Here is a 19813-nt window from a genome sequence, read left to right as displayed (position 1 = left end):
CGGTCATGATCTCCATGGCGGCACTATGACAGGAAGATACGCTCGTATCACTGAATGTCCGTCAAGTGGGTGCTCGTACGGAGGCAGGTAGACCGTCCTCATCGCGCCGGTCTGCCCGAGGCGTCATTGCGGGTGCCGCCCCCAGCCCGTAGAACACCGGCCATGAGAAGACGGATAGTCATGTCCATGCTCGCCGGGGCGACCCTGCTGGCGAGCGCGCTCTTCGGTACGGGGACCCCGGCCGCCCGGGCCGCCGGCGTACCCGCCGAGTTCGGCGCCGACTGGCACGACCCGATGACCGCGGCCCCGCCCGTCGGCCGGCCGCACACCCGGTCCTGCCAGGTGACCCTCGCCGACGTGCGGTTCCGCGACTTCACCCCCTACCGGGGCGCCTACACACCCCCCGAGGGCTGCGGCGACCGCTGGAGCAAGGTCGTCCTGCGCCTCGACGGCAAGGTGAAGGGCCGCCAGTACGACCGTCTCGGCTATCTGCGGGTCGGCGGCGTCGAGGTGCTGCGCACCTCCACCCCGGAGCCCTCGCCCGACGGCATCGAGTGGCAGGTGGAGAAGGACGTCACCCGTTACAGCGACACCTTCCGCCGTGCCCGCGATGTCGAGATGCTGATCGGCAATGTCGTGGACGACACGTACACCGGTGTCATCGACGTACACGTCACCCTGACCTTCTACGCGGGCCGTCCGGCCGCCCCGGCCCCCGACCGCGTCCTCACCCTCGCCGACACCTCCGACGGCACGACCCTCACCACGCCGCGCAACAGCGAACGGATCGTCGCCGAGGTCTACGCGACCGGATCGGGCGGCGGCTGCGAGGAGTTCTGGTACCTGACCGTGGCCGACCCGGCGTCGTACTCCTGCAAGGCCGGCCACGGCCCGTACCGCGAGGTGCAGATCAAGGTCGACGGCCGGCTCGCCGGCATCGCCGCGCCCTACCCGCACGTGTGGACCGGCGGCTGGTCCAACCCCTTCCTCTGGTACGTGCTCCCGGCGCCGCGCGCCTTCGACGTGCGGCCGGTCGAGTACGACCTCACGCCCTTCGCCGGCCTGCTCGACGACGGCCGCCCGCACCGCGTGGAGGTCTCCGTCGTGGGTGTGTCCGCGGGCCAACAGGGCTGGAGCACCCCCGTGAACGTCCTGGTCTGGCAGGACGCGCACCGCGCCCGGCTCACCGGCGCGCTCACCACGCGCACCGCGACCGGCCTCGCCAACTCCTCCGTGTACACGCCCGGCCCGCAGAACCGGGTGCGCACCGAGGCCGGGCACCGGCTCACCGTCTCCGGCTACCTCGACACCTCGCACGGCCGCGTGACCACCACCGTCAGCCGGACGCTCGCCAACAGCTCCGTCCACCGCTGGACCGACGACGAGACCACGGACGGACTCGACGCGAGCTGGGCCGACGACGAGACCGTCACCGTCGGTGGCCCCGGCCCCGGCCAGGGGCGCGGTGCCGGACGCGGACCCGGGAGCGTTTCCGTGCGGACGACGCACACGCACCGGACGTACACCATGAACGGCGCCACGACCCTCGGCGCGGACAGCCGGCTGCGTACCGTGCTGGCCCTCGGTGACCGGGCCTCGGCGGTGGTCAGCGAAGGCGGCCGGCGCACCGCGTGGTCGCGGCTCGACGACACCTACAGCGGCGACGCGGCGTACACGACCGATGTCCCGCGCGACCAGCGGCACGCGGTCGGCACCTCGACGGAGCACTACCGCCTCCTCGGTCCGGACGGCTGCCACGACCGTTCGCTGACCACGGTCCAGGGCGTGCTGACGCAGGACCGCGGCCGCTGCTGAGACGCGCGCCCCAGGGCGCCCGGCCTCCCCGTGGCGGCCGCCGGCGGCCCCGTCCCGTGTCCGGGGGCGGGGCCGCGGTGGTCAGCAGGACTGCGGGGCGTCCCCGTCGATCAGTGCGTCGAGCAGCACCCCGAGCACCTGGCGCTCCTTCTCCGTCAGGGGAGCGAGCATCTCCTCGGCCGCCGAGCGGCGCGCGGCACGCAGCTCACGCAGAGTGGTGCGGCCCTCGTCCGTCACCTCTATCCGGGTCACGCGCCGGTTCGCCGGATCCGCCACCCGCCGCACCCGGCCGCTCGCCTCCAGCCCGTCCACCAGCGTCGTCACCGCGCGGGGCACGACCTCCAGGCGCTCGGCGAGATCGGCCATGCGCGGCGGGGAGGTGTAGTGCGCGAGGGTGCGCAGCAACCGGGACTGCGCCGGGGTGATGCCCAGGTCATGCTGTTCCAGATGGCGTTTCTGGATGCGGTGCACCCGGCGGGTGAGCCGTAGCAACTGCTCGGCGAGCAGGCCGTCGGGATCGGGGGTGGTCATGCGGGAACAATATCAGGACGCCGTTCATTGTGAGTATAGGTAACAATGAGCTACGATCCATCAGACATCGCCGGCCGACCCCTGACCGGCGTCCGCTCACCTCCGTAGGAGCCCATGCACCCCGACCGTGAACCCGCCTGGACCCCACCTGCCGACGCCGGCGAGCAGCCGCGGCAGGTGCGCCGCATCCTGAAGCTCTTCCGTCCCTACCGCGGGCGTCTCCTGATCGTCGGCCTGCTCGTCGGCGCCTCCTCGCTGGCGTCGGTGGCCACGCCCTTCCTGCTCAGGGAGACCCTCGACGTCGCGATCCCCGAAGGCCGCACCGGGCTGCTGAGCCTGCTCGCGCTCGGCATGATCGTCAGTGCCGTCCTGTCCAGCGTCTTCGGCGTGCTCCAGACGCTCATCTCCACCACGGTGGGCCAGCGGGTCATGCACGACCTGCGCACCGCCGTCTACGGCCGGCTGCAAAGCATGTCGCTGGCCTTCTTCACCCGCACCCGCACCGGCGAGGTGCAGTCCCGCATCGCCAACGACATCGGCGGCATGCAGGCCACCGTCACCTCCACCGCCACCTCACTGGTCTCCAACGTCACCAGCGTGGTCGCCACGATCGTCGCGATGGCGGCCCTGGACTGGCGGCTGACGATCGTCTCCCTCCTCCTGCTGCCGGCGTTCGTGTGGATCAGCCGCCGGGTCGGCAACGAACGCAAGAAGATCACCACCCAGCGGCAGAAACAGATGGCCGCGATGGCGGCCACGGTCACCGAGTCGCTCTCGGTCAGCGGCATCCTGCTCGGCCGCACGATGGGCCGCTCCGACTCGCTCACCGCGTCCTTCGCGGAGGAGTCCGACCGCCTCGTCGACCTGGAAATCAGATCGAACATGGCCGGCCGCTGGCGCATGGCCGTGATCACCGTCGTCATGGCCGCGATGCCCGCCGTCATCTACTGGACCGCGGGCCTCGCCCTCCGGTTCGGCGGTCCCGAGGTCTCCCTCGGCACCATCGTCGCCTTCGTCTCGCTCCAGCAGGGCCTGTTCCGCCCCGCCGTGAGCCTGCTCGCGACCGGCGTCCAGATCCAGACGTCGCTCGCGCTCTTCCAGCGCATCTTCGAGTACCTGGACCTGCCCGTCGACATCACCGAGAGCGAGCGGCCCGTCCGGCTGGACCGGATCAAGGGCGAAGTCCGCTTCGAGGGCGTCGAGTTCCGCTACGACGGCAAGGGCGGCCCCGTCCTCGACGGCATCGACGTCACCGTCCCCGCCGGTGGCAGCCTCGCCGTCGTCGGCCCGACCGGCGCCGGCAAGTCCACGCTCGGCTGTCTGGTGCCCCGCTTGTACGACGTCACCGGCGGCCGCGTCACCGTGGACGGCGTCGACGTCCGCGACCTCGACTTCGACACCCTCGCCCGCGCGGTCGGCGTCGTCTCGCAGGAGACGTACCTCTTCCACGCCTCCGTCGCCGACAACCTCCGCTTCGCCAAGCCGGACGCCGACGACGAGGAGCTGTACGCGGCGGCCAGGGCGGCACAGATCCACGACCACATAGCCGCGCTGCCCGACGGCTACGACACGGTCGTCGGCGAACGCGGCCACCGCTTCTCCGGCGGGGAGAAGCAGCGTCTGGCGATAGCCCGCACCATCCTGCGCGACCCGCCGGTCCTCATCCTCGACGAGGCGACCAGCGCGCTGGACACCCGCACGGAGGCCGCCGTACAGCAGGCCATCGACGCGCTCTCGGCCGACCGGACGACGATCACCATCGCCCACCGCCTGTCGACGGTCCGCGATGCCGACCAGATCGTGGTGCTGGACTCCGGACGGGTCGCCGAACGCGGCACGCACGAGGAACTGCTGGAGCTGGACGGCCGGTACGCGGCCCTGGTGCGCCGGGACGCGCAACTGCAACCGACAAGCTGAACAGATGCCAGGTTTGTGACGATATGCGTATTACCGTGCCCGCATGCAGACGAAGATTCCGCCACGGAGCAGGATCCGACTGACACGCCGGGGCAGACTCGCCCTCGTCGTGGCCGGCGCCGTCGTCGCCGGCACCGCCGTGGCGGTGCCGCTGCTGACGCTGGTGGACTTCCACGAGGAGACCAAGCCCGCCGCGCTGGTCATCCCGGAGGGCTGGCGCGCCGGCCAGGTCTACGACGCCGTCGACAAGGCGCTCGAGCTGCCGCCGGGGAGCACCCGCAAGTCCCTCGGCAAGGCCGCCCTGAAACTGCCGGGCGAGGCCGAGGGGAACCCCGAGGGCTATCTCTTCCCCGCGACGTATCCCATCCGGAAAGGGGCGACGCCCGAGTCCCTGGTGCAGCTCATGGTCGACACCGCCAACAGGAAGTACGACGGCGCACCCGTCGCGGCCGGGGCCCAGCACACCGCGATGAGCGTCTATCAGGCCGTCACCATCGCCAGCATCGTCCAGGCCGAGGCCGCGACGAAGGAGGACATGGGCAAGGTGGCGCGGGTCGTCCTCAACCGGCTGGAGCGCGGGATGCCGCTCCAGATGGACTCGACCCTCAACTACGCGCTGAACCGCAGCACCCTGCGCACCAGCCAGGACGACACCCGGATCGAGAGCCCCTACAACTCCTACCAGCGCATGGGTCTGCCGCCGACACCGATCGGCAACCCCGGCGACGACGCGATGCGCGCCGTCCTCAACCCGACGCCGGGCGACTGGCTGTACTTCGTCACCGTCAAACCCGGGGACACCCGCTTCACCGCGGACTACGCCGCGCACCTGAGCAACGTGGCGGAGTTCAACGCCCTGCACCGGCCCGCGGGCACGGCACAGCCGCCGAGCGGCAGCCCGGCGCAGTCCCCGGCCTCAGCGCAGCCCCCGGTCCGCTGACGCGGCGCGAGGTCACGCGGCGATCGGCTCCCCGGCCAGCAGCCGCCTGATGTCCCGGACGGCCGTGCGCCCGGCGCGGTTGGCGCCGACGGTGCTGGCGGAGGGGCCGTAGCCGAGGAGATGGATCCGCGGATCGGCGACCACACGGGTGCCCTCGACGCGGATGCCGCCGCCCGGCTCGCGCAGTCGCAGCGGAGTCAGATGGTCGAGCGCGGCCCGGAAACCGGTCGCCCACAGGATCACGTCGGCGGCCACGTGCCGGCCGTCCCGCCACTCCACGCCGTCGGGGGTGATCCGGTCGAACATCGGCTGACGTTCCAGCACACCGTCGGCCAGACCCTGCCGGACGGCGTCGTTCAGGGGCAGCCCGGTGACCGAGACCACGCTGCGTGGGGGCAGCCCCCGGCGTACCCGCTCCTCGACCAGCGCGACCGCAGCACGGCCCGCCTCCTGGTCGAACGGCCCGTCCCGGAAGACCGGGGGTCGCCGGGTGACCCAGGTGGTCGCGGCGGCGTACGGGGCGATCTCCAGCAGATGCTGCGTGCCCGAGGCCCCGCCGCCCACGACCACGACCCGCTGCCCGGCGAACTCCTCGGGTCCGGCGTACTGCGCCGTGTGCAGCTGCCGCCCGCGGAAATCCTCCTGGCCCGGGTAGCGCGGCCAGAACGGGCGGTCCCAGGTGCCGGTCGCGTTGAGCAGCGCCCGCGTCGACCAGGTTCCGTCCGAGGTCTCCACGAGCAGCCGTCCTCCGTCGCCCTCCCGTACGGCGCGTATGCCGACGGGGCGCCGTACCCGGAGGTCGAAGGCACGCTCGTACCGGTCGAAGTACTCTCCGATCACGTCCGCCGAGGGCCGCGACGGGTCGGCGTCCGTCAGCTCCATGCCGGGCAGCGCGTGCATCCCGTGGACCTTGCCGTACGTCAGCGACGCCCACCGGTACTGCCAGGCGCCGCCCGGCCCGGGGGAGTGGTCCAGGACGACGAAGTCGCGGTCGGGCTCGAAGCCGCTGTGACGCAGATGATAGGCGCCGGCCAGACCCGCCTGACCGGCACCTGCGACGACGACCTCGACCTCGCGCGTTGCGTTCACGCCTCCCTCAACGGACCGGCCCGCACGGATCTTCCCGACCGGATGGCGCGCCGGGGCCCACCACCGGACAGGTGTGCCCGGCCGGGCGAACGGCGTCGGTCCGGTGGCCGAGGGCGATCAGATCCGACGTCCGCCGGCGCGCGCAGGCCATGGATCGTCGCAAGCGGAACTCGACGCTGTCACGGCGTGTGAGAAACGGCGTATGGGTCAGGATGGGGGCATGTCCGATGCCTTCACCACGCGCATGCTGAACGTCTCCACCGGCTCCCGGGAACGCGTCGTCGACCTCACCGCCGACTGCGAGGAGTTCCTGCGGGAGGCCGCCGCCGGCCGGGACGGCCTGCTCAACATCTTCGTCCCGCACGCCACCGCCGGAATCGCCGTCATCGAGACGGGTTCCGGAAGCGACGACGACCTCCTCGCGGCCCTGCACACCCTGCTCCCCGCCGACGACCGCTGGCAGCACCGGCACGGCAGCCCCGGCCACGGCCGCGACCACGTCATGCCGGCCATCGTCCCGCCGCACGCGACCCTCCCGGTGATCGGCGGCCGTCTGGAACTGGGCACCTGGCAGTCGGTGTGTCTGGTGGACACCAACAAGGACAACCCCGATCGCCGGGTGCGGCTGAGCTTCCTCGGCTGACCCGACCGGACCAGCCCCTCCACGTGTCACGTGGAGCGGGTCCGGGCCACCCCGGGTGGCCGCGGCGCCGGCACCAGGCCGAGCCGCTGGGCACGCAGCACGGTGCCGACGCGGTCGCGGGTGCCCAGTTTGCGGTAGATGTTCTCGACGTGTTTGTGCACGGTGCGGACCGAGATGCCGAGGCGTCGGCCGATGGCGTCGGCCGTGAGCGCGTCGGTGAGCAGCAGCAGGACGGAGGTCTCGCGCGGGGTCAGCGCGCAGTCCGCCGCGCGCTGGTCCGGCGACCCGGCCGCACCGAGCGCCCGCCGCCACTCCTGGAGCAACTGCCGTTGCCGCTCGACGGCGGCCAGCAGCGGCTGCGCCCGCTCGGCCATCACCAGGTGGTCGTCGGTGAAGTCGGTCCCGGCGCGGTAGACGAGGCAGCCGGTGATCGGGGCGGTGCTGCCCGGCAGCGGGACGCCCAGCACGTGGTCGACGTCGAGGACTCCGGCGAGCAGGCGTGCCGTGGGACTGTCCGGCCAGGTGCCGCCGACCGCCCGGTGCGCGGTGACCGGCGAGCGGTCGGTCCGGGCCGCGTAGTGGCGGGCGAAGGGGTAGCCGGCGCGCAGCAGAGCGAGGTCGGCGTCGCCGAGCCGGGCCAGTTCCGCGGCGGCGGCGTCGGGCACCGTACCGAGCGTGCCCTCGCGTTCGCTCCAGTCGTCCAGCTTGTGGATGGCCGCCTCACCGCCGCACAGGTCCGCCAGCGTCCCGGCCAGCAGGGGCCACAGCCGCTCGGGTTCCCGTTCGTGCAGCGCCGTCACCGCGACGGCCGCCATGCGCTCGTAGGCCCTGTCCAGCCCCACGTGGTCCTCTCCGGTCGCCCTGCCCGCCCGTCCTTCCGCGGGCGTACGTACTTGTACGCATACCCCGGCGGTCCCCGGCTGGTACAGACTTCGACCCGGCGACACCGGCCTGCGCGGACGCACTGCGTCCGACGGGCCGCCGGCACGGGGGAACGGCGGCCCGTCCGGTGCCGTCGGCGACGCGCCCGGCAACGGACGACGCCCCCCGGCAGAGCCGAAGGGCGTCGCGGACGGGCGGACGGGTCAGCCGCGCTCGGCGCCGCTCTCCTTCTCCTGCTTCAGGTTCTTGATCCGCGCGGCCTCCTTGCGGACCTCGGCCTGGGTGGCGCGCTCCTTCTCCAGCCACTCGGGACGCTCCTGCTTGAGCGCCTCGATCTGCTCGGTGGTGAGCGGCTCGGTGACCCCGCCGCGGGACAGGCCCGCGATGGACACGCCCAGCTTGGCGGCGACCACCGGACGCGGGTGGGGGCCGTTGTTCCGCAGCTCGCGCAGCCACTCCGGCGGGTCGGCCTGGAGCTCGTTCAGCTCGGCACGCGAAACCACGCCCTCCTGGAAGGAGGCGGGGGTGGCGGGGAGGTACACACCCAGCTTCTTCGCCGCGGTCGCGGGCTTCATCGTCTGGGTGCTCTGCTGCGACTTCATGAGGTCAAGGGTATCGGCCGCGTGCGCAAGGCCTGACCACGCCTGCGGGGCGAGGGCCGGGAGCGGGCGGTGCCGGGGGCGGCGCGGCGGAGGGCGGTGAGGGAGGCCGGTGGCGGACGGTAGCCTGGGCTGGTGACAGGCTCGGAGGAATCACCGTCGTTCCGGCTCGCGTACGTTCCCGGAGTGACGCCCGCCAAATGGGTGAAGGTCTGGAACGAGCGCCGGCCCGGCGTCCCGCTCACCCTCGTCCAGGTCGAGGCCGCCGAGGCGCCCGGGGCGCTGCGCGCGGGTGAGGTCGACGCGGGGCTGGTCCGGCTGCCCGTCGACCGTACGTACCTCAGCGCGATCCCGCTGTACACGGAGACATCGGTCGTCGTCGTCCCCAAGGATCACGTGATCACGGCGGTGGAGGAGGTGACCCTCGCCGACCTCGCCGACGAGGTGCTCTTCCACCCCTTGGACGACCTCTTCGACTGGGACGCCCCGCCGGGCGAACCGGCCTTCGAACGGCCCGCCACGACCGCGGACGCGATCGAGCTCGTCGCGGCCGGCGTCGGCCTCCTGATCGTCCCGCAGTCCCTGGCCCGTCTCCACCACCGCAGGGACGTGACCTACCGGCCGGTCGCCGACGCACCGCACTCCAGCGTCGCCCTGTCCTGGCCGGAGGACGCCACCACCGACCTGGTGGAGGACTTCATCGGCATCGTCCGCGGGCGCACCGTCAACAGCACCCGGGGCCGTACGACGGCGAACCCGCCGGCCGACCGGACGCCCAAGCGTTCCGGACAGGGCGGCGGCCGGCAGACCCCCGCGGCGAAGGCGCGGGCCAAGTCGGCGGGCGGTACGGCACGCGCCCGCACCGGCGGCGCGAAGCCGGCCAAGCGGGGAAAGCCGCGCCGCAGGTCGTGAGGCCGGCGCCCGCCGCCGCCTCGGCGCGGAGTCTCCGGCCCGCGCCCCGCCCCCCCGGCCCGGGCGTCAGGAGGCGCCCCGGACCCGCTCCTCGGTGCCGCCCTCCTGCGAACCCCGCCGGAGCGTCTCCCCGGCCCTGCCCGGCTCCGGATGCACATGGCGTTCCCGCAGGTCGGCGACTGCCAGCACGAGTGCGGCCAGGATGATCCCCACGGCGGTGAGCAGCCCGAGCTGGACTGCCGTACCGGCACTTCCGTGGTTGGCGAGGTGAGCGAAGTACACCGCGCCCACCACGGCGATCCCGGCCGCCGAGCCCACGCGCTGGCCCGTCTGGAGGACGCCGCCCGCCGCGCCCGCACGGTGGACCGGGACGCGGGTGAGGGTGAGGGTCGTGTTCGGGGAGACGGTCAGACCGGAGCCGATGCCTCCGATGAGCATCGGCAGCGCCGACGCCCACCCCACGCCCCGCCCGGGCACCAGCTCGACCGCCGCGACCACGCCTAGCAGTCCCAGTGCCACCCCGCTCAGACCGATCACGACCAGGGTGCGGCCGTAGCGCAGCACCAGCCGGCCGCCGACCGCCGCTCCGACCGCCGAGGCCGCCGCGAAGGGCAGCACGCTGAGACCCGCGTCGAGCGCGCTGTACCCCACGTTGTTCTGGAGATACAGCGTGTAGACGAAGAAGACCGTGGTGAAGCCCGCGAAGTACGAGAGGCTGACCAGGGAGCCGAGGGTGAAGGACCGCAGGGAGAACAGCGCGAGGTCCACCAGCGGGGCGTGCCCGCGCAGGCCCTGCCGTTTCTCCCACACCCAGAACGCGCCCAGCAGCACCACGGCCACCGGCATCAGCGCCCACTTCTCCCGCCCGGTCCACTGCTGCTCCTGCACCAGGGGCAGCATGAGCGCGACGACACCCGCGCCGAGCAGCAGTACGCCGATCGGGTCGAACTCCTCGCGCTTTCCCGCCGGTACCGCGAAGCGGGGCAGCAGCCGGAGTCCCGCGACGAAGGCGGCCACCCCGATCGGCAGATTGACGAAGAACACCCAGCGCCAGCCGTCGTCGGTGCCGACGGCGTCGATCAGCAGGCCGCCCGCCAGGGGGCCCACCGCCGTCGAGACGCCGATGACGCTGCCCAGCAGCCCGAAGGCCTTGGCTCGTTCGGCGCCCTGGAACATCTGCTGGATCAGCCCCGAGGTCTGCGGTGCGACCATGCCCGCGGCCGTGCCCTGGATCAGCCGGAACAGCACCAGCCAGGAGGGGCCGGGGGCGAGCCCGCACGCCGCCGAGGCCACCGTGAACAGGGCGAGCCCGACCAGGAAGGCCTGACGCCGTCCGCGCATGTCACCCAGCCGGCCCGCCGGGACCAGGGCGAGCCCGAAGGTGAGGGCGTACCCGGAGACGACCCACGACTGGGCGGCCTGGGAGGCTCCCATCCCGTGTTCCATGGAGGGCAGTGCCACGTTCACGATCGAGGTGTCGAGAAGCGAGATGAAACCCGCTGCGAGACAGACCCCGAGCGCCTTCCACCGCCGCTCGTCGGGGGCGGGCCGGGCCTGAACTGTGCTCATGGGGTCACGCTATGCAGCCACGGCCCACCCCGCACGGTGAGGCTCGGCGAGCCGGCCCCGCACCGGCGCCCGTCCGGAGCACCGTTCAGCGCGCCGCGTCCCTCAGTCACGCGTACAGCGAACGTGCCGTGAACTCCTGCCGGCCGCCCCGTACGAGCAGGGCCGCCGTGGCGAACTCGGGGGCGTCCGCCCGGTCACGGACGTGCGGAAATGGGACGCAGCGCATCCCGGCCGCGTGGGCGGTGGCCGCACCGGGGGCCGTGTCCTCCAGCACCACGCCGTCGGCCGGCCCCGCGCCGAGCCGGCGAGCCGCCTCCAGGACGACGTCGGGGCCGGGCTTGCCGCGCGGGACCTCGTCGGCCGGGACCGCCGTGCGCACGCAGGAAGGCGTCCGGGCCAGTGCCCGCGAGGACGGCCTCGGTGGCCTCGGGGAAGCATCCCGAGGCCACCGCCATCGGCGCGGTCTCGGCGGCCAGGATTCGACGAGTGCGCGCATCTCCGGGTACACGCGCGTGGCCGGCGCGGGCCAGGTACCGGACAGCGCTGGTTCGCGCGGGCCGGCAGGTCGTCCACCGGGGCGCGCAGACCGTGGCGTTCCCGCCGGATCGCCGCCGACTCCCGGGTGCTGACGCCGACGTGGTCCTCGTGATCCGCCCAGGTGTGGACCGGGACACCGTGCTCGGCCAGGGTCTGCCGGCTCGCCGCGTAGTAGTTCGGCTCGCTGTCCACCAGCGGCCCGTCGAGATCGAAGATGACCGACAGGATGCCGAGACCGCTCATGGCGTCCGCATCGCTCATGGCGTCCATGACGCCGACCGTCAGGCGCGCGCCGCCCGGCCGACCGACTCCACCAGGGGCAGCAGCCGGTAGGGAACGCGCTCGCGCAGGGCCACCTCCGTGCGGGTGCGCACGACGCCGGGGAGGCTGATCAGCTTCTGGATCACGTCCTCCAGATGGGCGTTGTCCCGGCCCACCACGCGCGCGAGCAGGTCTCCGCCACCCGTGATCGAGAACGCCTCCACGATCTCCGGTACGGCGGCCAGCGCGTCGCCCACGTCGTTCAGATGGCCCTGGGTGACCTCGATGTGCACGAACGCCAGCACTGGATGCCCCAGGGCGGCAGGGGAGAGGGAAGGACCCGTACCGGTGATCACGCCATCGCGTTCCATCCGGTCCAGCCGGGCCTGGAGCGTGCCGCGGGCGACACCGAGGAGGCGGGCGTACTCGCGCACGCTGGTGCGCGGCTGCTCGAGAAGCAGTCGCAGGATGCGGGTGTCGAGTTCGTCCACGGCCATGACGTACGACTGTACCAATGGCCCAGGTCACGGGAGGGGGCGTGGACCTTCCCACCTGGTCCGTTGGCATTCCGTCAGCCGTCTCTGTCCTTCCGTCACAGGGCCAATGGACCAGTGATTCGAGCAAGACTTGAGCCAGCGAACTCCGTGATGCTCTCATGGGGGTGTCGATGGCGCTGCGGATCCCCGCGGCGCCTTTTCCGTACCGGTGTTTCCCAGGGGAGGGCAGCAGTGCTGAAGAGGATGTTCGTGGCTCCGGACCCGGGGCGGGGGCGGTTGCGCTTCGCCGCACGGGCGGTCCTCGGCATCGGACTGGCGGTCGTGGTCTGTCTCGGCGCCGGACATTCCCTCACCGGCGCGGTCGCCGGTGGCCTCGCCGCCCTCCTCGCCCTGTTCACCGTCGCCGACCCGACCGTGCGCGGCCAGGCGGTCACCACCGCCCTGCTGCCCGCCGTGGGCCTGCCGGTGCTCGCCGTGGCGGCCGCGCTGCACGACATCCCCGTCGCCCGTGACCTGGCCTTCCTCGCCGTCGTAGGCGCCGGCGTGTACGCGCGCCGCTGGGGGCCGCGGGGGCACAGCCTGGGCGTGTTCGCCTTCATGACCTTCTTCGTGGCCCAGTTCCTGCACGCCACGCCGGCCCAGCTGCCCGAGCTGTACGCCGCCGTCCTGCTGTCCGTGCTGAGCGCGGCGGCGGTCCGCTTCGGCGCGTGGTGCTACGAGCGCCGGCTGCCCCCGGCCGTCGTACCCGCCCCGCCCGGCGCGACCGGGCTGGCCCGGGTGACCACACGGCAGGCGGTCCAGGCGACCGCGGGTGCCGGGTTCGCGCTGGTCGCCGGGCAGTTGCTGTCGGGGCAGCGCTGGTACTGGGCCGTCGGCGCCACCTGGTGGATCTTCGTCAACACCGCCTCGCGCGGCGAGACGCTGGTACGCGGCTTCCGCCGGGTCCTCGGCACGGTGATCGGCATCGGCCTCGGCCTCCTCGTCGCCGTCCCCCTGCACGGCGCGCCCGTCCCGACGGCCGCCCTGGTCGCGGTCTGCGTCTTCGGCATCTTCTACACGGCCGCCGTCTCCTACACCTGGATGATGCTCTGGGTGACGCTGCTCGCCGAACTGCTCTACGGCCTGCTCGGCGTCCTCAGCCCCGGACTGCTGGGGCTGCGGCTCGCCGAGACCGGCGTCGGCGCACTCGGTGCCGCGCTCGCGGTCCTGCTCGTGCTGCCGGTCACCACGCACGCCACCACCGACGCCTGGATCCAGCGGGCCCTGCGCTGCGTCCACGCCTGCACGGCGGAGGCCGCGGCACGCCTCGCCGGTTCCACCACGGCCGACCCCGCGCCGCGCGTCGCCGAACTGGAGCAGCTGCTCGGCCGCGTCCGGCTCTCGGTGGCGCCGCTGGTCCATCCGCTGAACCCGATGCCGGCCCGCAAGGCGCGCGCCCGCCGGGTCCTGGCGCTGCTCGACGACTGCGCACGCGAGGTCAGGGGCCTGGTGGCGGTGGCCGCCGACCCGGAGGCCTCCCACGACGCGCGCCTCGCCGCCGCCTGCTGGCGTGTCGAGACCGCCGTCGAGGCCCTCACCGCCGGACGCGGAGAACCGCTCCACCGCCCCGCCGAATCGCCCGCCGAGCCCGTCCTGGCCCACCTGCACGGCCTGGAACGCGCCCTCGCCGCCCTCGCCGAACCGCTGCGGACGCCGTCCGGGCCGAGGCCGGCGGGAGCGGAGGCCCTGGCCGGACGGCCGGACGGCTTCTGACACCCGCTACCGCGACCTGCCGTGCGCCGCTGAACGGTGCCGCATGGCGGGGTGCCCGCGCGCCGGCTCCTGCGGGGCCCGTGCCGACGCCCTGCCGGGCGCACGGGCGTGTCACGTCCGCGTGAAGAACCGGTCTGCCGCCCCCTCTTGGTCTAGACCGCAGGTGAGGGGCTGCTACCGTCGGCCCCGGACTGGCTCGACCGAGAGGGGACAGCGGTGGCACAGGGCGGCAGGCCGGGCAGACGCCGGGCGTTCATCGGCTCGTTCACGGCGGCGGGCGGCCCCGGACTGGTGACCGCCGAGGTGGCACCGCACGGCGGCGCCCTCACCGTCGTCGCCGCCGCGGACGACCTGCCCGACCCGTCCTACCTGACCCTGTCACCGGACGGCGCCACACTCTACGCGGTCAGCGAGACGGCCGAGGGCTCCGTCGCCGCCTACCGCGTCACCGGCGACCGGCCGGAACCCGCCGGCGCGCCCGTGCCGGTGGACGGCAGCGGCCCCACCCACCTCGGCCTGTACGCCGGGCACGTGCTGACCGCCAACTACGGCTGCGGCAGCGTCACCGCCGTACCGCTGCGCCCCGACGGCACCCTCGCCGCCAGGGCCTCCGGCCGGCTCCGGCACAGCGGCTCGGGACCGCACGACCGGCGCCAGCGCGGCCCGCACGCCCACCAGGTGCAGGCCGACCCCAGCGGCCGGTGGGCCGTCAGCGTCGATCTCGGGACGGACTCGGTCCGCGTGTGCACCCTCGTGGACGGAACTCCCGCCGTGCACCGCGAGACCGCCCTGCGCCCGGGCTCCGGCCCACGCCACCTGGCCTTCCACCCGGACGGCGAGCACGCCTACGTGGTCAACGAGCTGACCCCCACCGTGACCGTCTGCCGCTGGGACTCCGTCACCGGCTCCCTGAAGCCGCTCACCGAGGTGCCCCTGCTGCCCGGCGCCCCCGCCGGGGACGCCTACCCCTCCGGGATCGTCGTCTCGCCCGACGGCCGCTTCGTGTGGACCGCGACCCGCGGCGAGGACGTCCTGTCGGTACTCGCCGTTGGGACCGACAGCCTCCGGCTGACCGGCACGGTGCCCTGCGGCGGGCACTGGCCGCGCGCCCTGGCCGAGCACGACGGTCATCTGTACGCCGCCAACGAACGCTCCGGGGACGTGACCTGGTTCACCGTGGACCAGGCGACGGGCCTGCCCCGCTACGACGGCTCGGTGCGGGTCACCGCGGCCTCCTGCGTCGTCTTCGGCTGAGCACGCCGGGCCCCGGCACGGCGAAGGGCCCGCTCGGAAAGCGCCGAAGGTTCCGCTCCGGCACGGCGAGAGCCCGCTCCGCAACCGGAGCAGGCCCTGCTTCGTACGGACGCCGGCGGGTCAGCGGACCGGCGCGCCCTGTGCCTGCTGCGGGGCGATGCCCAGCGCCGTCGTGTACTTGGCGAGGGCCAGCTTGCCGATCGCCGGGTACGCGCCGAGCGCCTCGGCCGTGGCGCAGTCCGCCTCCGCTGCCGCCTCGGCCGTCAGCGCCGGGTCGATCTCCGGGCCGATCAGATACGGCGCCAGGGCCAGCTGCTGCGAACCCGAGGAACGCAGTTGCTCGGCCACCGAGGAGATGGAGCCCTCCTGGTCCAGCGCCGCCGCCATCACCGGCACGGCCAGGCGCGCGGCGAGCAGCATGCCGGTGATGCCGGCCGCCTGCACCGCCTCCTCGCCGCCCACGGAGGCCAGGATGATGCCGTCGGCGGCGGTGGCCACCGTGAACAGCCGGGCACGGTCGGCACGGGCCAGACCCGCCTCGGACAGCCGCACGTGCAACGCCTCGGCGAGCAACGGGTGCGGGCCGAGGACATCGGTCAGTTCCGCGGCGACCCGGCTGTCCATCACGGCCTGACGGATGTGACGCAGCAGCGCGCCGTCCGGACCGGCCAGCAGCGGGACGACGACACCGACCGGGCCGTCGGGCTCCCTGACCCCCTCGGCCCCGGCGGCGACGGCCCGCTCGTAGCGGGCGGTGCGCTCCTCGGCGGCGCCCGCCAGCACGGAGCGGAGCGTGGCGAACTCCGAGTCGTCCCCGTCCAGGTACCCGATCCGGGCATCCAGGCCGGGCAGCTCGGAGCGGGCGATGCTCACGACCTCCTCGGCGAGGCTGCGCGTGGCGGCGCTGGGCACGCCAGGCACCGCGAGGACGAGCGCCGGCGCGCCCTCGGGAGCCACCAGCGGTTCCGGGCGGCGGTGGCGTCCGGGCTGGCGGGGTCGCGGCATTCGTACGGGCAGGCCGGACGCGGGTCCAGTGGGGGAGCTCATGGCGCCGAATGTTACTGGCTCATCGGGCTACGCCGTTTGGGGAGGGTGCAGGTGAGCGGTATCCGTCCGGTTTTGTCTGATGAGTTACGTATGACTGACGCCTGTTCAGGGCCGACTTCACCGATCACGGGCCGCGACCGGGAACAAACCGCTGGTGAAGGTCGCGGATCACGCACAGCATGGCCGTTTCGGCCGGCAGCGGGAGCCGGCCGGCCGACAGCGCCCGGGCGATCCGCACCGAGCCGTCCAGCGGGTCCCCTTCGGCCGGTACCTGCCGCGCGTGCGGCAGCCTGCGCGCCAACTCCTCGCGCAGTGGTACGAGGAGCGGGTCGCCCATCGCGAACAGACCGCCGGTGAGGGCCACGTCGGGCGTCCCGGCGGCCGGGCACACGGCGACGGCGGACTCGGCCATGTGCCGGGCAGCCGCGCGCAGGATGCCCGCGGCGACCGGATCGTGCCCGGCGCACGCGGCCACGCGGGGCGCGAAGGAGGCGAGCAAGGCGGGCCGGTCGGTGCGCGGGTAGAGCAGGCCGGGCAGCCCGCGCACCGGGCCGAACTGCCGTTCGGCACCGGCCAGCAGCGGCGCGGAGCCGCCGTCCCGGCCGTCGTGGGCGCGCAGCGCCGCCTCCAGGCCCGCCCGGCCGATCCAGGCTCCGCCGCCGCAGTCGCCCAGCAGGTGCCCCCAGCCGTCGGCCCGCCGCCAGTCCCGCAGATCCGTGCCGACGGCGATCAGCCCGGTGCCCGCGGCCAGCACCGCGCCCGGACGAGGTCCGAGGGCACCGACGTACGCGGTGACGGCGTCCGCGGCGAGCGCCACGGTCCGCACACCCAGCTCCCGCGCCAGGGCGCCGGGCAGTTCGGCCCGCAGGGCGTCGCCCAGGGTGGCGAACCCGGCGGCGCCGACGACAGCCGTGTCCAGCAGACCCACCCCCGCCTCGGCGGCCATGGCAGGGGCCACCGGGAGGAGTTGCGCCAGGAGATGCTCCGGATCGATGCCGCGCGCACCGGTGCGCACCGGTTCCCGGATCTCCCGCCGGACCAGGGTCTCCCGCTCGGGGACACCGACGGCGACCCGGAGGCCCGAACCGCCGGAGTCCACGGCCAGGAAACCCGGTGAGGTCACGGCAGGCGCCAGTCCACCGGCTGGCCGCCCTGCCGGATCAGCAGGTCGTTGGCCCGGCTGAACGGGCGCGAGCCGAAGAACCCGCCGTCCGCCGACCTGGGCGAGGGATGCGCGGACTCCACTGCCGGCAGACTGCCCAGCAGCGGACGCGCGTTACGGGCGTCGCGGCCCCACAGGATGGACACCAGCGGTTTGCCACGCGCCGCCAGGGCCCGGATCGCCTGCTCGGTCACCGCCTCCCAGCCCTTGTCACGGTGCGCCCCGGGCCGGCGCGGCGCGGTGGTCAGCGCCCTGTTGAGCAACAGCACGCCCTGCTGCGTCCACGGCGTGAGGTCGCCGGTGGACGGCTGGGGCAGCCCCAGGTCGCTGTTCAGCTCGCGGAAGATGTTAATCAGACTCGGCGGCAGTGGACGCACCTCGGGCGCGACGGAGAAGGACAGGCCCACCGCGTGCCCGGGGGTGGGATAAGGGTCCTGACCGATGATCAGCACCCTCACCTCGTCGAAGGGTTGCTGGAAGGCCCGCAGGACGTTCGGTCCGGCCGGGAGGTAGGTGCGTCCCGCGGCGATCTCCGCGCGCAGGAAGTCGCCCATCTCGGCGATCCGTCCGGCGACGGGTTCCAGGGCCTTCGCCCAGCCCGCTTCGACGATCTCATGCAAGGGTCGTGGTGCCACGGGCGTCACCCTACTGCCGCGCACCCGCCGGCGATCAACCGATGGCCGGAGGACGACCGGCGGGCGCCCATGATCCCGCGCGCCCGTTCGACCACCGACCACCCCGCGCGCCCGCCCGCCGGCCACCGTCGCCCGCCCGCTCAGCCGGCCGTCGCCGTCCCGGGCCCCGTTCAGTCGGCCACGATCATCCGCGAGCCTTGCGCTACCGGCGACCGCGGTCCCCGAGCCCGTTCAGCCGACCACCGGCATGTGCCCGCCCGCTCAGCCGGTCACCCGCCATCTGCCCGCCCGCCCGCTCAGCCGGCCGTCGCCGTCCGAAGCCCCGTTCAGCCGTCCGCAGTCACCCGCGGGCCGCGCTCTACCGGCGACTGCGGCCCCCGAGCCCGTTCAGCCGAACACCGGCATCTGCCCGCCCGCACAGCCGGCCGTCGGCGTCCGAAGCCCCGTTCAGCCGGCCGTCGGCGTCCGAAGCCCCGTTCAGTCGGCCACAGTCACCCCGGACCCCGCTCAGCCGCTCCCAGTCGCCCGCGAGTCTTGTTCAACCGGCCACCGTCGCCCGCGCGCCCGTTCAGCCGACCACCGCCGCCCGCACGCACAGCACGTCCGGGAGATGGGCGGCCAGCAGCCGCCAGCTGTCGCCGTCGTCGGCCGATGCGAACACCTCGCCGTTGCGGTTGCCGAAGTACACCCCCGCCGGGTCGGCGTCGTCCGTGCACAGGGCGTCCCGCAGCACCGTGCCGTAGTGGTCCTCCTCCGGCAGCCCCTCGGTCAGCGGCTCCCACGTGCCGCCCGCGTCCGCGGTACGGAAGACGCGGCAGCGGTGCCCGGCTGGCACCCGGTCGGCGTCGGCGTTGATCGGGAAGACGTACGCCGTGCCGGCCCGGTTCGGATGCGCGGCCACCGCGAAGCCGAACGTGGACGGCAGGCCCTCGCCGATGTCGGTCCAGTGCCCGGCCGCGTCGTCGCTGCGGTACACCCCCCAGTGGTTCTGGAGATACAGCCGGTCCGGGTGACCCGCGTCTCTGGCGACCTTGTGGACGCACTGGCCGAACTCCGGGTTCGGATCGGGCAGGAAGACGGCGGACACACCGGAGTTGGACGGGGCCCAGCTCGCCCCGCCGTCCGCCGTGCGGAACACCCCCGCCGTCGACACGGCCACGGTCACCGCCCGGGGGTCGCGCGCGTCGGTGAGCACTGTGTGCAGGCCCTCACCGCCCCCGCCCGGCACCCACCGCGAGCGGGTCGGGTGCTCCCACAGCGGCCGGATCAGCTCGAAGCTCTCACCTCGGTCCACCGAGCGGTAGAGCGCCGCCGGTTCCGTGCCCGCGTACACCACGTCGGGCTCGGCGGCGGCCGGGTGCAACTGCCAGACGCGCTCCAGGGAGGCGCCGGTGTCCCGGGGGAACCGGACGGCCGGCTGCGCCGGTTCGGTCCACGTGCGGCCCAGGTCGTCGGAGTGGAACACCGACGGGCCCCAGTGCGCGCTGTCACCGCCCGCCAGCAGCCGGGGCCGTGGGCCCCGGGTGTCGATCGCGACCGAGTACACCGCCTGCGCGTTGAAATACGGACTCTCGTCGAACTCCCAGGGGCCACCGCCCCGCTTCCGCCCGATGAACAGGCCTTTTCGGGTGCCCACCGCGAGCAGTACCTCGGCCATGCCGATCACCTCCGGGACGTCTTCGTCCAGGTAGCCGTCAGATATCGGCCAGTGTGCACCCCACCACTGACACTCTCCCCCGGCGAAGGTGTCACCGCAGGTCACAGTCGTGTC

General features: G+C 73.7%; 16 protein-coding genes and 2 pseudogenes. 7 read left to right on the top strand and 11 right to left on the bottom strand.

The features are described 5' to 3' along the window. Window positions 1-162 precede the first annotated feature (162 nt). A complete protein-coding gene (locus tag ABZ117_RS26135; protein WP_356824232.1) occupies window positions 163-1815 on the top strand; it encodes a peptide-N4-asparagine amidase in 1653 nt (550 codons plus the stop codon). 81 nt (window positions 1816-1896) lie between these two features. On the opposite strand, the gene ABZ117_RS26130 is transcribed toward ABZ117_RS26135, so the two are convergent. After that, window positions 1897-2346, bottom strand: coding sequence for a MarR family transcriptional regulator (locus ABZ117_RS26130; protein WP_356824231.1), 450 nt, complete (start codon window positions 2344-2346; stop codon window positions 1897-1899). Between the two features lie 114 nt (window positions 2347-2460). Here ABZ117_RS26130 and ABZ117_RS26125 point away from each other — a divergent pair, with 114 nt between their 5' ends. Both ABZ117_RS26125 and mltG read left to right on the top strand, forming a co-directional pair. Further along, on the top strand, window positions 2461-4263 hold the full coding sequence (locus ABZ117_RS26125; RefSeq protein WP_356824230.1) for an ABC transporter ATP-binding protein: 1803 nt from the start codon (window positions 2461-2463) through the stop codon (window positions 4261-4263). Window positions 4264-4306: 43 nt separating this feature from the next. Beyond that, window positions 4307-5203, top strand: a complete 897-nt coding sequence (mltG, locus tag ABZ117_RS26120; RefSeq protein WP_356824229.1) for an endolytic transglycosylase MltG — start codon at window positions 4307-4309, stop codon at window positions 5201-5203. A 12-nt stretch (window positions 5204-5215) separates the two neighbouring features. Here mltG and ABZ117_RS26115 read toward each other — a convergent pair whose 3' ends face one another. Then, window positions 5216-6292 carry an NAD(P)-binding domain-containing protein gene (locus tag ABZ117_RS26115; protein WP_356824228.1) on the bottom strand — a complete coding sequence of 359 codons (1077 nt, stop codon included), beginning with the start codon at window positions 6290-6292 and terminating at the stop codon, window positions 5216-5218. Between the two features lie 220 nt (window positions 6293-6512). Between ABZ117_RS26115 and ABZ117_RS26110 the strand changes: the two genes are divergently transcribed. Further along, window positions 6513-6935: a secondary thiamine-phosphate synthase enzyme YjbQ gene (locus tag ABZ117_RS26110; RefSeq protein ID WP_356824227.1), complete on the top strand. Its 423-nt coding sequence runs from the start codon at window positions 6513-6515 to the stop codon at window positions 6933-6935. Window positions 6936-6961: 26 nt separating this feature from the next. On the opposite strand, the gene ABZ117_RS26105 is transcribed toward ABZ117_RS26110, so the two are convergent. Then, window positions 6962-7777: a LuxR C-terminal-related transcriptional regulator gene (locus tag ABZ117_RS26105; protein WP_356824226.1), complete on the bottom strand. Its 816-nt coding sequence runs from the start codon at window positions 7775-7777 to the stop codon at window positions 6962-6964. A gap of 243 nt (window positions 7778-8020) precedes the next feature. After that, window positions 8021-8419: a DUF5997 family protein gene (locus ABZ117_RS26100; RefSeq protein WP_356824224.1), complete on the bottom strand. Its 399-nt coding sequence runs from the start codon at window positions 8417-8419 to the stop codon at window positions 8021-8023. Window positions 8420-8551: 132 nt separating this feature from the next. Between ABZ117_RS26100 and ABZ117_RS26095 the strand changes: the two genes are divergently transcribed. Continuing rightward, window positions 8552-9328: a LysR family substrate-binding domain-containing protein gene (locus ABZ117_RS26095; protein WP_356824223.1), complete on the top strand. Its 777-nt coding sequence runs from the start codon at window positions 8552-8554 to the stop codon at window positions 9326-9328. Window positions 9329-9394: 66 nt separating this feature from the next. Here the strand turns inward: ABZ117_RS26095 and ABZ117_RS26090 are convergent, their stop codons facing one another. From ABZ117_RS26090 to ABZ117_RS26080, 3 genes and pseudogenes are all read right to left on the bottom strand, one after another. Beyond that, a complete protein-coding gene (locus ABZ117_RS26090) occupies window positions 9395-10897 on the bottom strand; it encodes an MFS transporter (protein WP_356824222.1) in 1503 nt (500 codons plus the stop codon). A 106-nt stretch (window positions 10898-11003) separates the two neighbouring features. After that, window positions 11004-11677 (bottom strand): annotated as a pseudogene (locus ABZ117_RS26085) (HAD family phosphatase). Between the two features lie 38 nt (window positions 11678-11715). Further along, entirely contained in the window at window positions 11716-12192 is a 477-nt protein-coding gene (locus ABZ117_RS26080) for an Lrp/AsnC family transcriptional regulator (RefSeq protein ID WP_356824221.1), read from the bottom strand. Between the two features lie 231 nt (window positions 12193-12423). Between ABZ117_RS26080 and ABZ117_RS26075 the strand changes: the two genes are divergently transcribed. Both ABZ117_RS26075 and ABZ117_RS26070 read left to right on the top strand, forming a co-directional pair. Then, entirely contained in the window at window positions 12424-13944 is a 1521-nt protein-coding gene (locus tag ABZ117_RS26075; RefSeq protein ID WP_356824220.1) for an FUSC family protein, read from the top strand. 216 nt (window positions 13945-14160) lie between these two features. Next, window positions 14161-15198, top strand: a complete 1038-nt coding sequence (locus tag ABZ117_RS26070; protein WP_356824219.1) for a lactonase family protein — start codon at window positions 14161-14163, stop codon at window positions 15196-15198. A gap of 120 nt (window positions 15199-15318) precedes the next feature. Here the strand turns inward: ABZ117_RS26070 and ABZ117_RS26065 are convergent, their stop codons facing one another. From ABZ117_RS26065 to ABZ117_RS26050, 4 genes and pseudogenes are all read right to left on the bottom strand, one after another. Next, a complete protein-coding gene (locus ABZ117_RS26065) occupies window positions 15319-16245 on the bottom strand; it encodes a hypothetical protein (RefSeq protein ID WP_356824218.1) in 927 nt (308 codons plus the stop codon). A gap of 124 nt (window positions 16246-16369) precedes the next feature. Further along, window positions 16370-17368, bottom strand: a complete 999-nt coding sequence (locus ABZ117_RS26060; RefSeq protein ID WP_356824217.1) for a BadF/BadG/BcrA/BcrD ATPase family protein — start codon at window positions 17366-17368, stop codon at window positions 16370-16372. Then, window positions 17365-18042 carry a uracil-DNA glycosylase gene (locus tag ABZ117_RS26055; RefSeq protein ID WP_356824216.1) on the bottom strand — a complete coding sequence of 226 codons (678 nt, stop codon included), beginning with the start codon at window positions 18040-18042 and terminating at the stop codon, window positions 17365-17367. Before ABZ117_RS26055 ends, ABZ117_RS26060 begins: the two co-directional genes overlap by 4 nt. 568 nt (window positions 18043-18610) lie before the next feature. Beyond that, window positions 18611-19766 (bottom strand): annotated as a pseudogene (locus tag ABZ117_RS26050) (exo-alpha-sialidase). Window positions 19767-19813 lie beyond the last annotated feature (47 nt).

This window comes from Streptomyces sp. NPDC006309, assembly GCF_040613095.1.
GTDB lineage: Bacteria > Actinomycetota > Actinomycetes > Streptomycetales > Streptomycetaceae > Streptomyces.
Note: the sequence above shows the minus strand (reverse complement) of the source record. Positions and strands in the feature narration are given on the sequence as shown.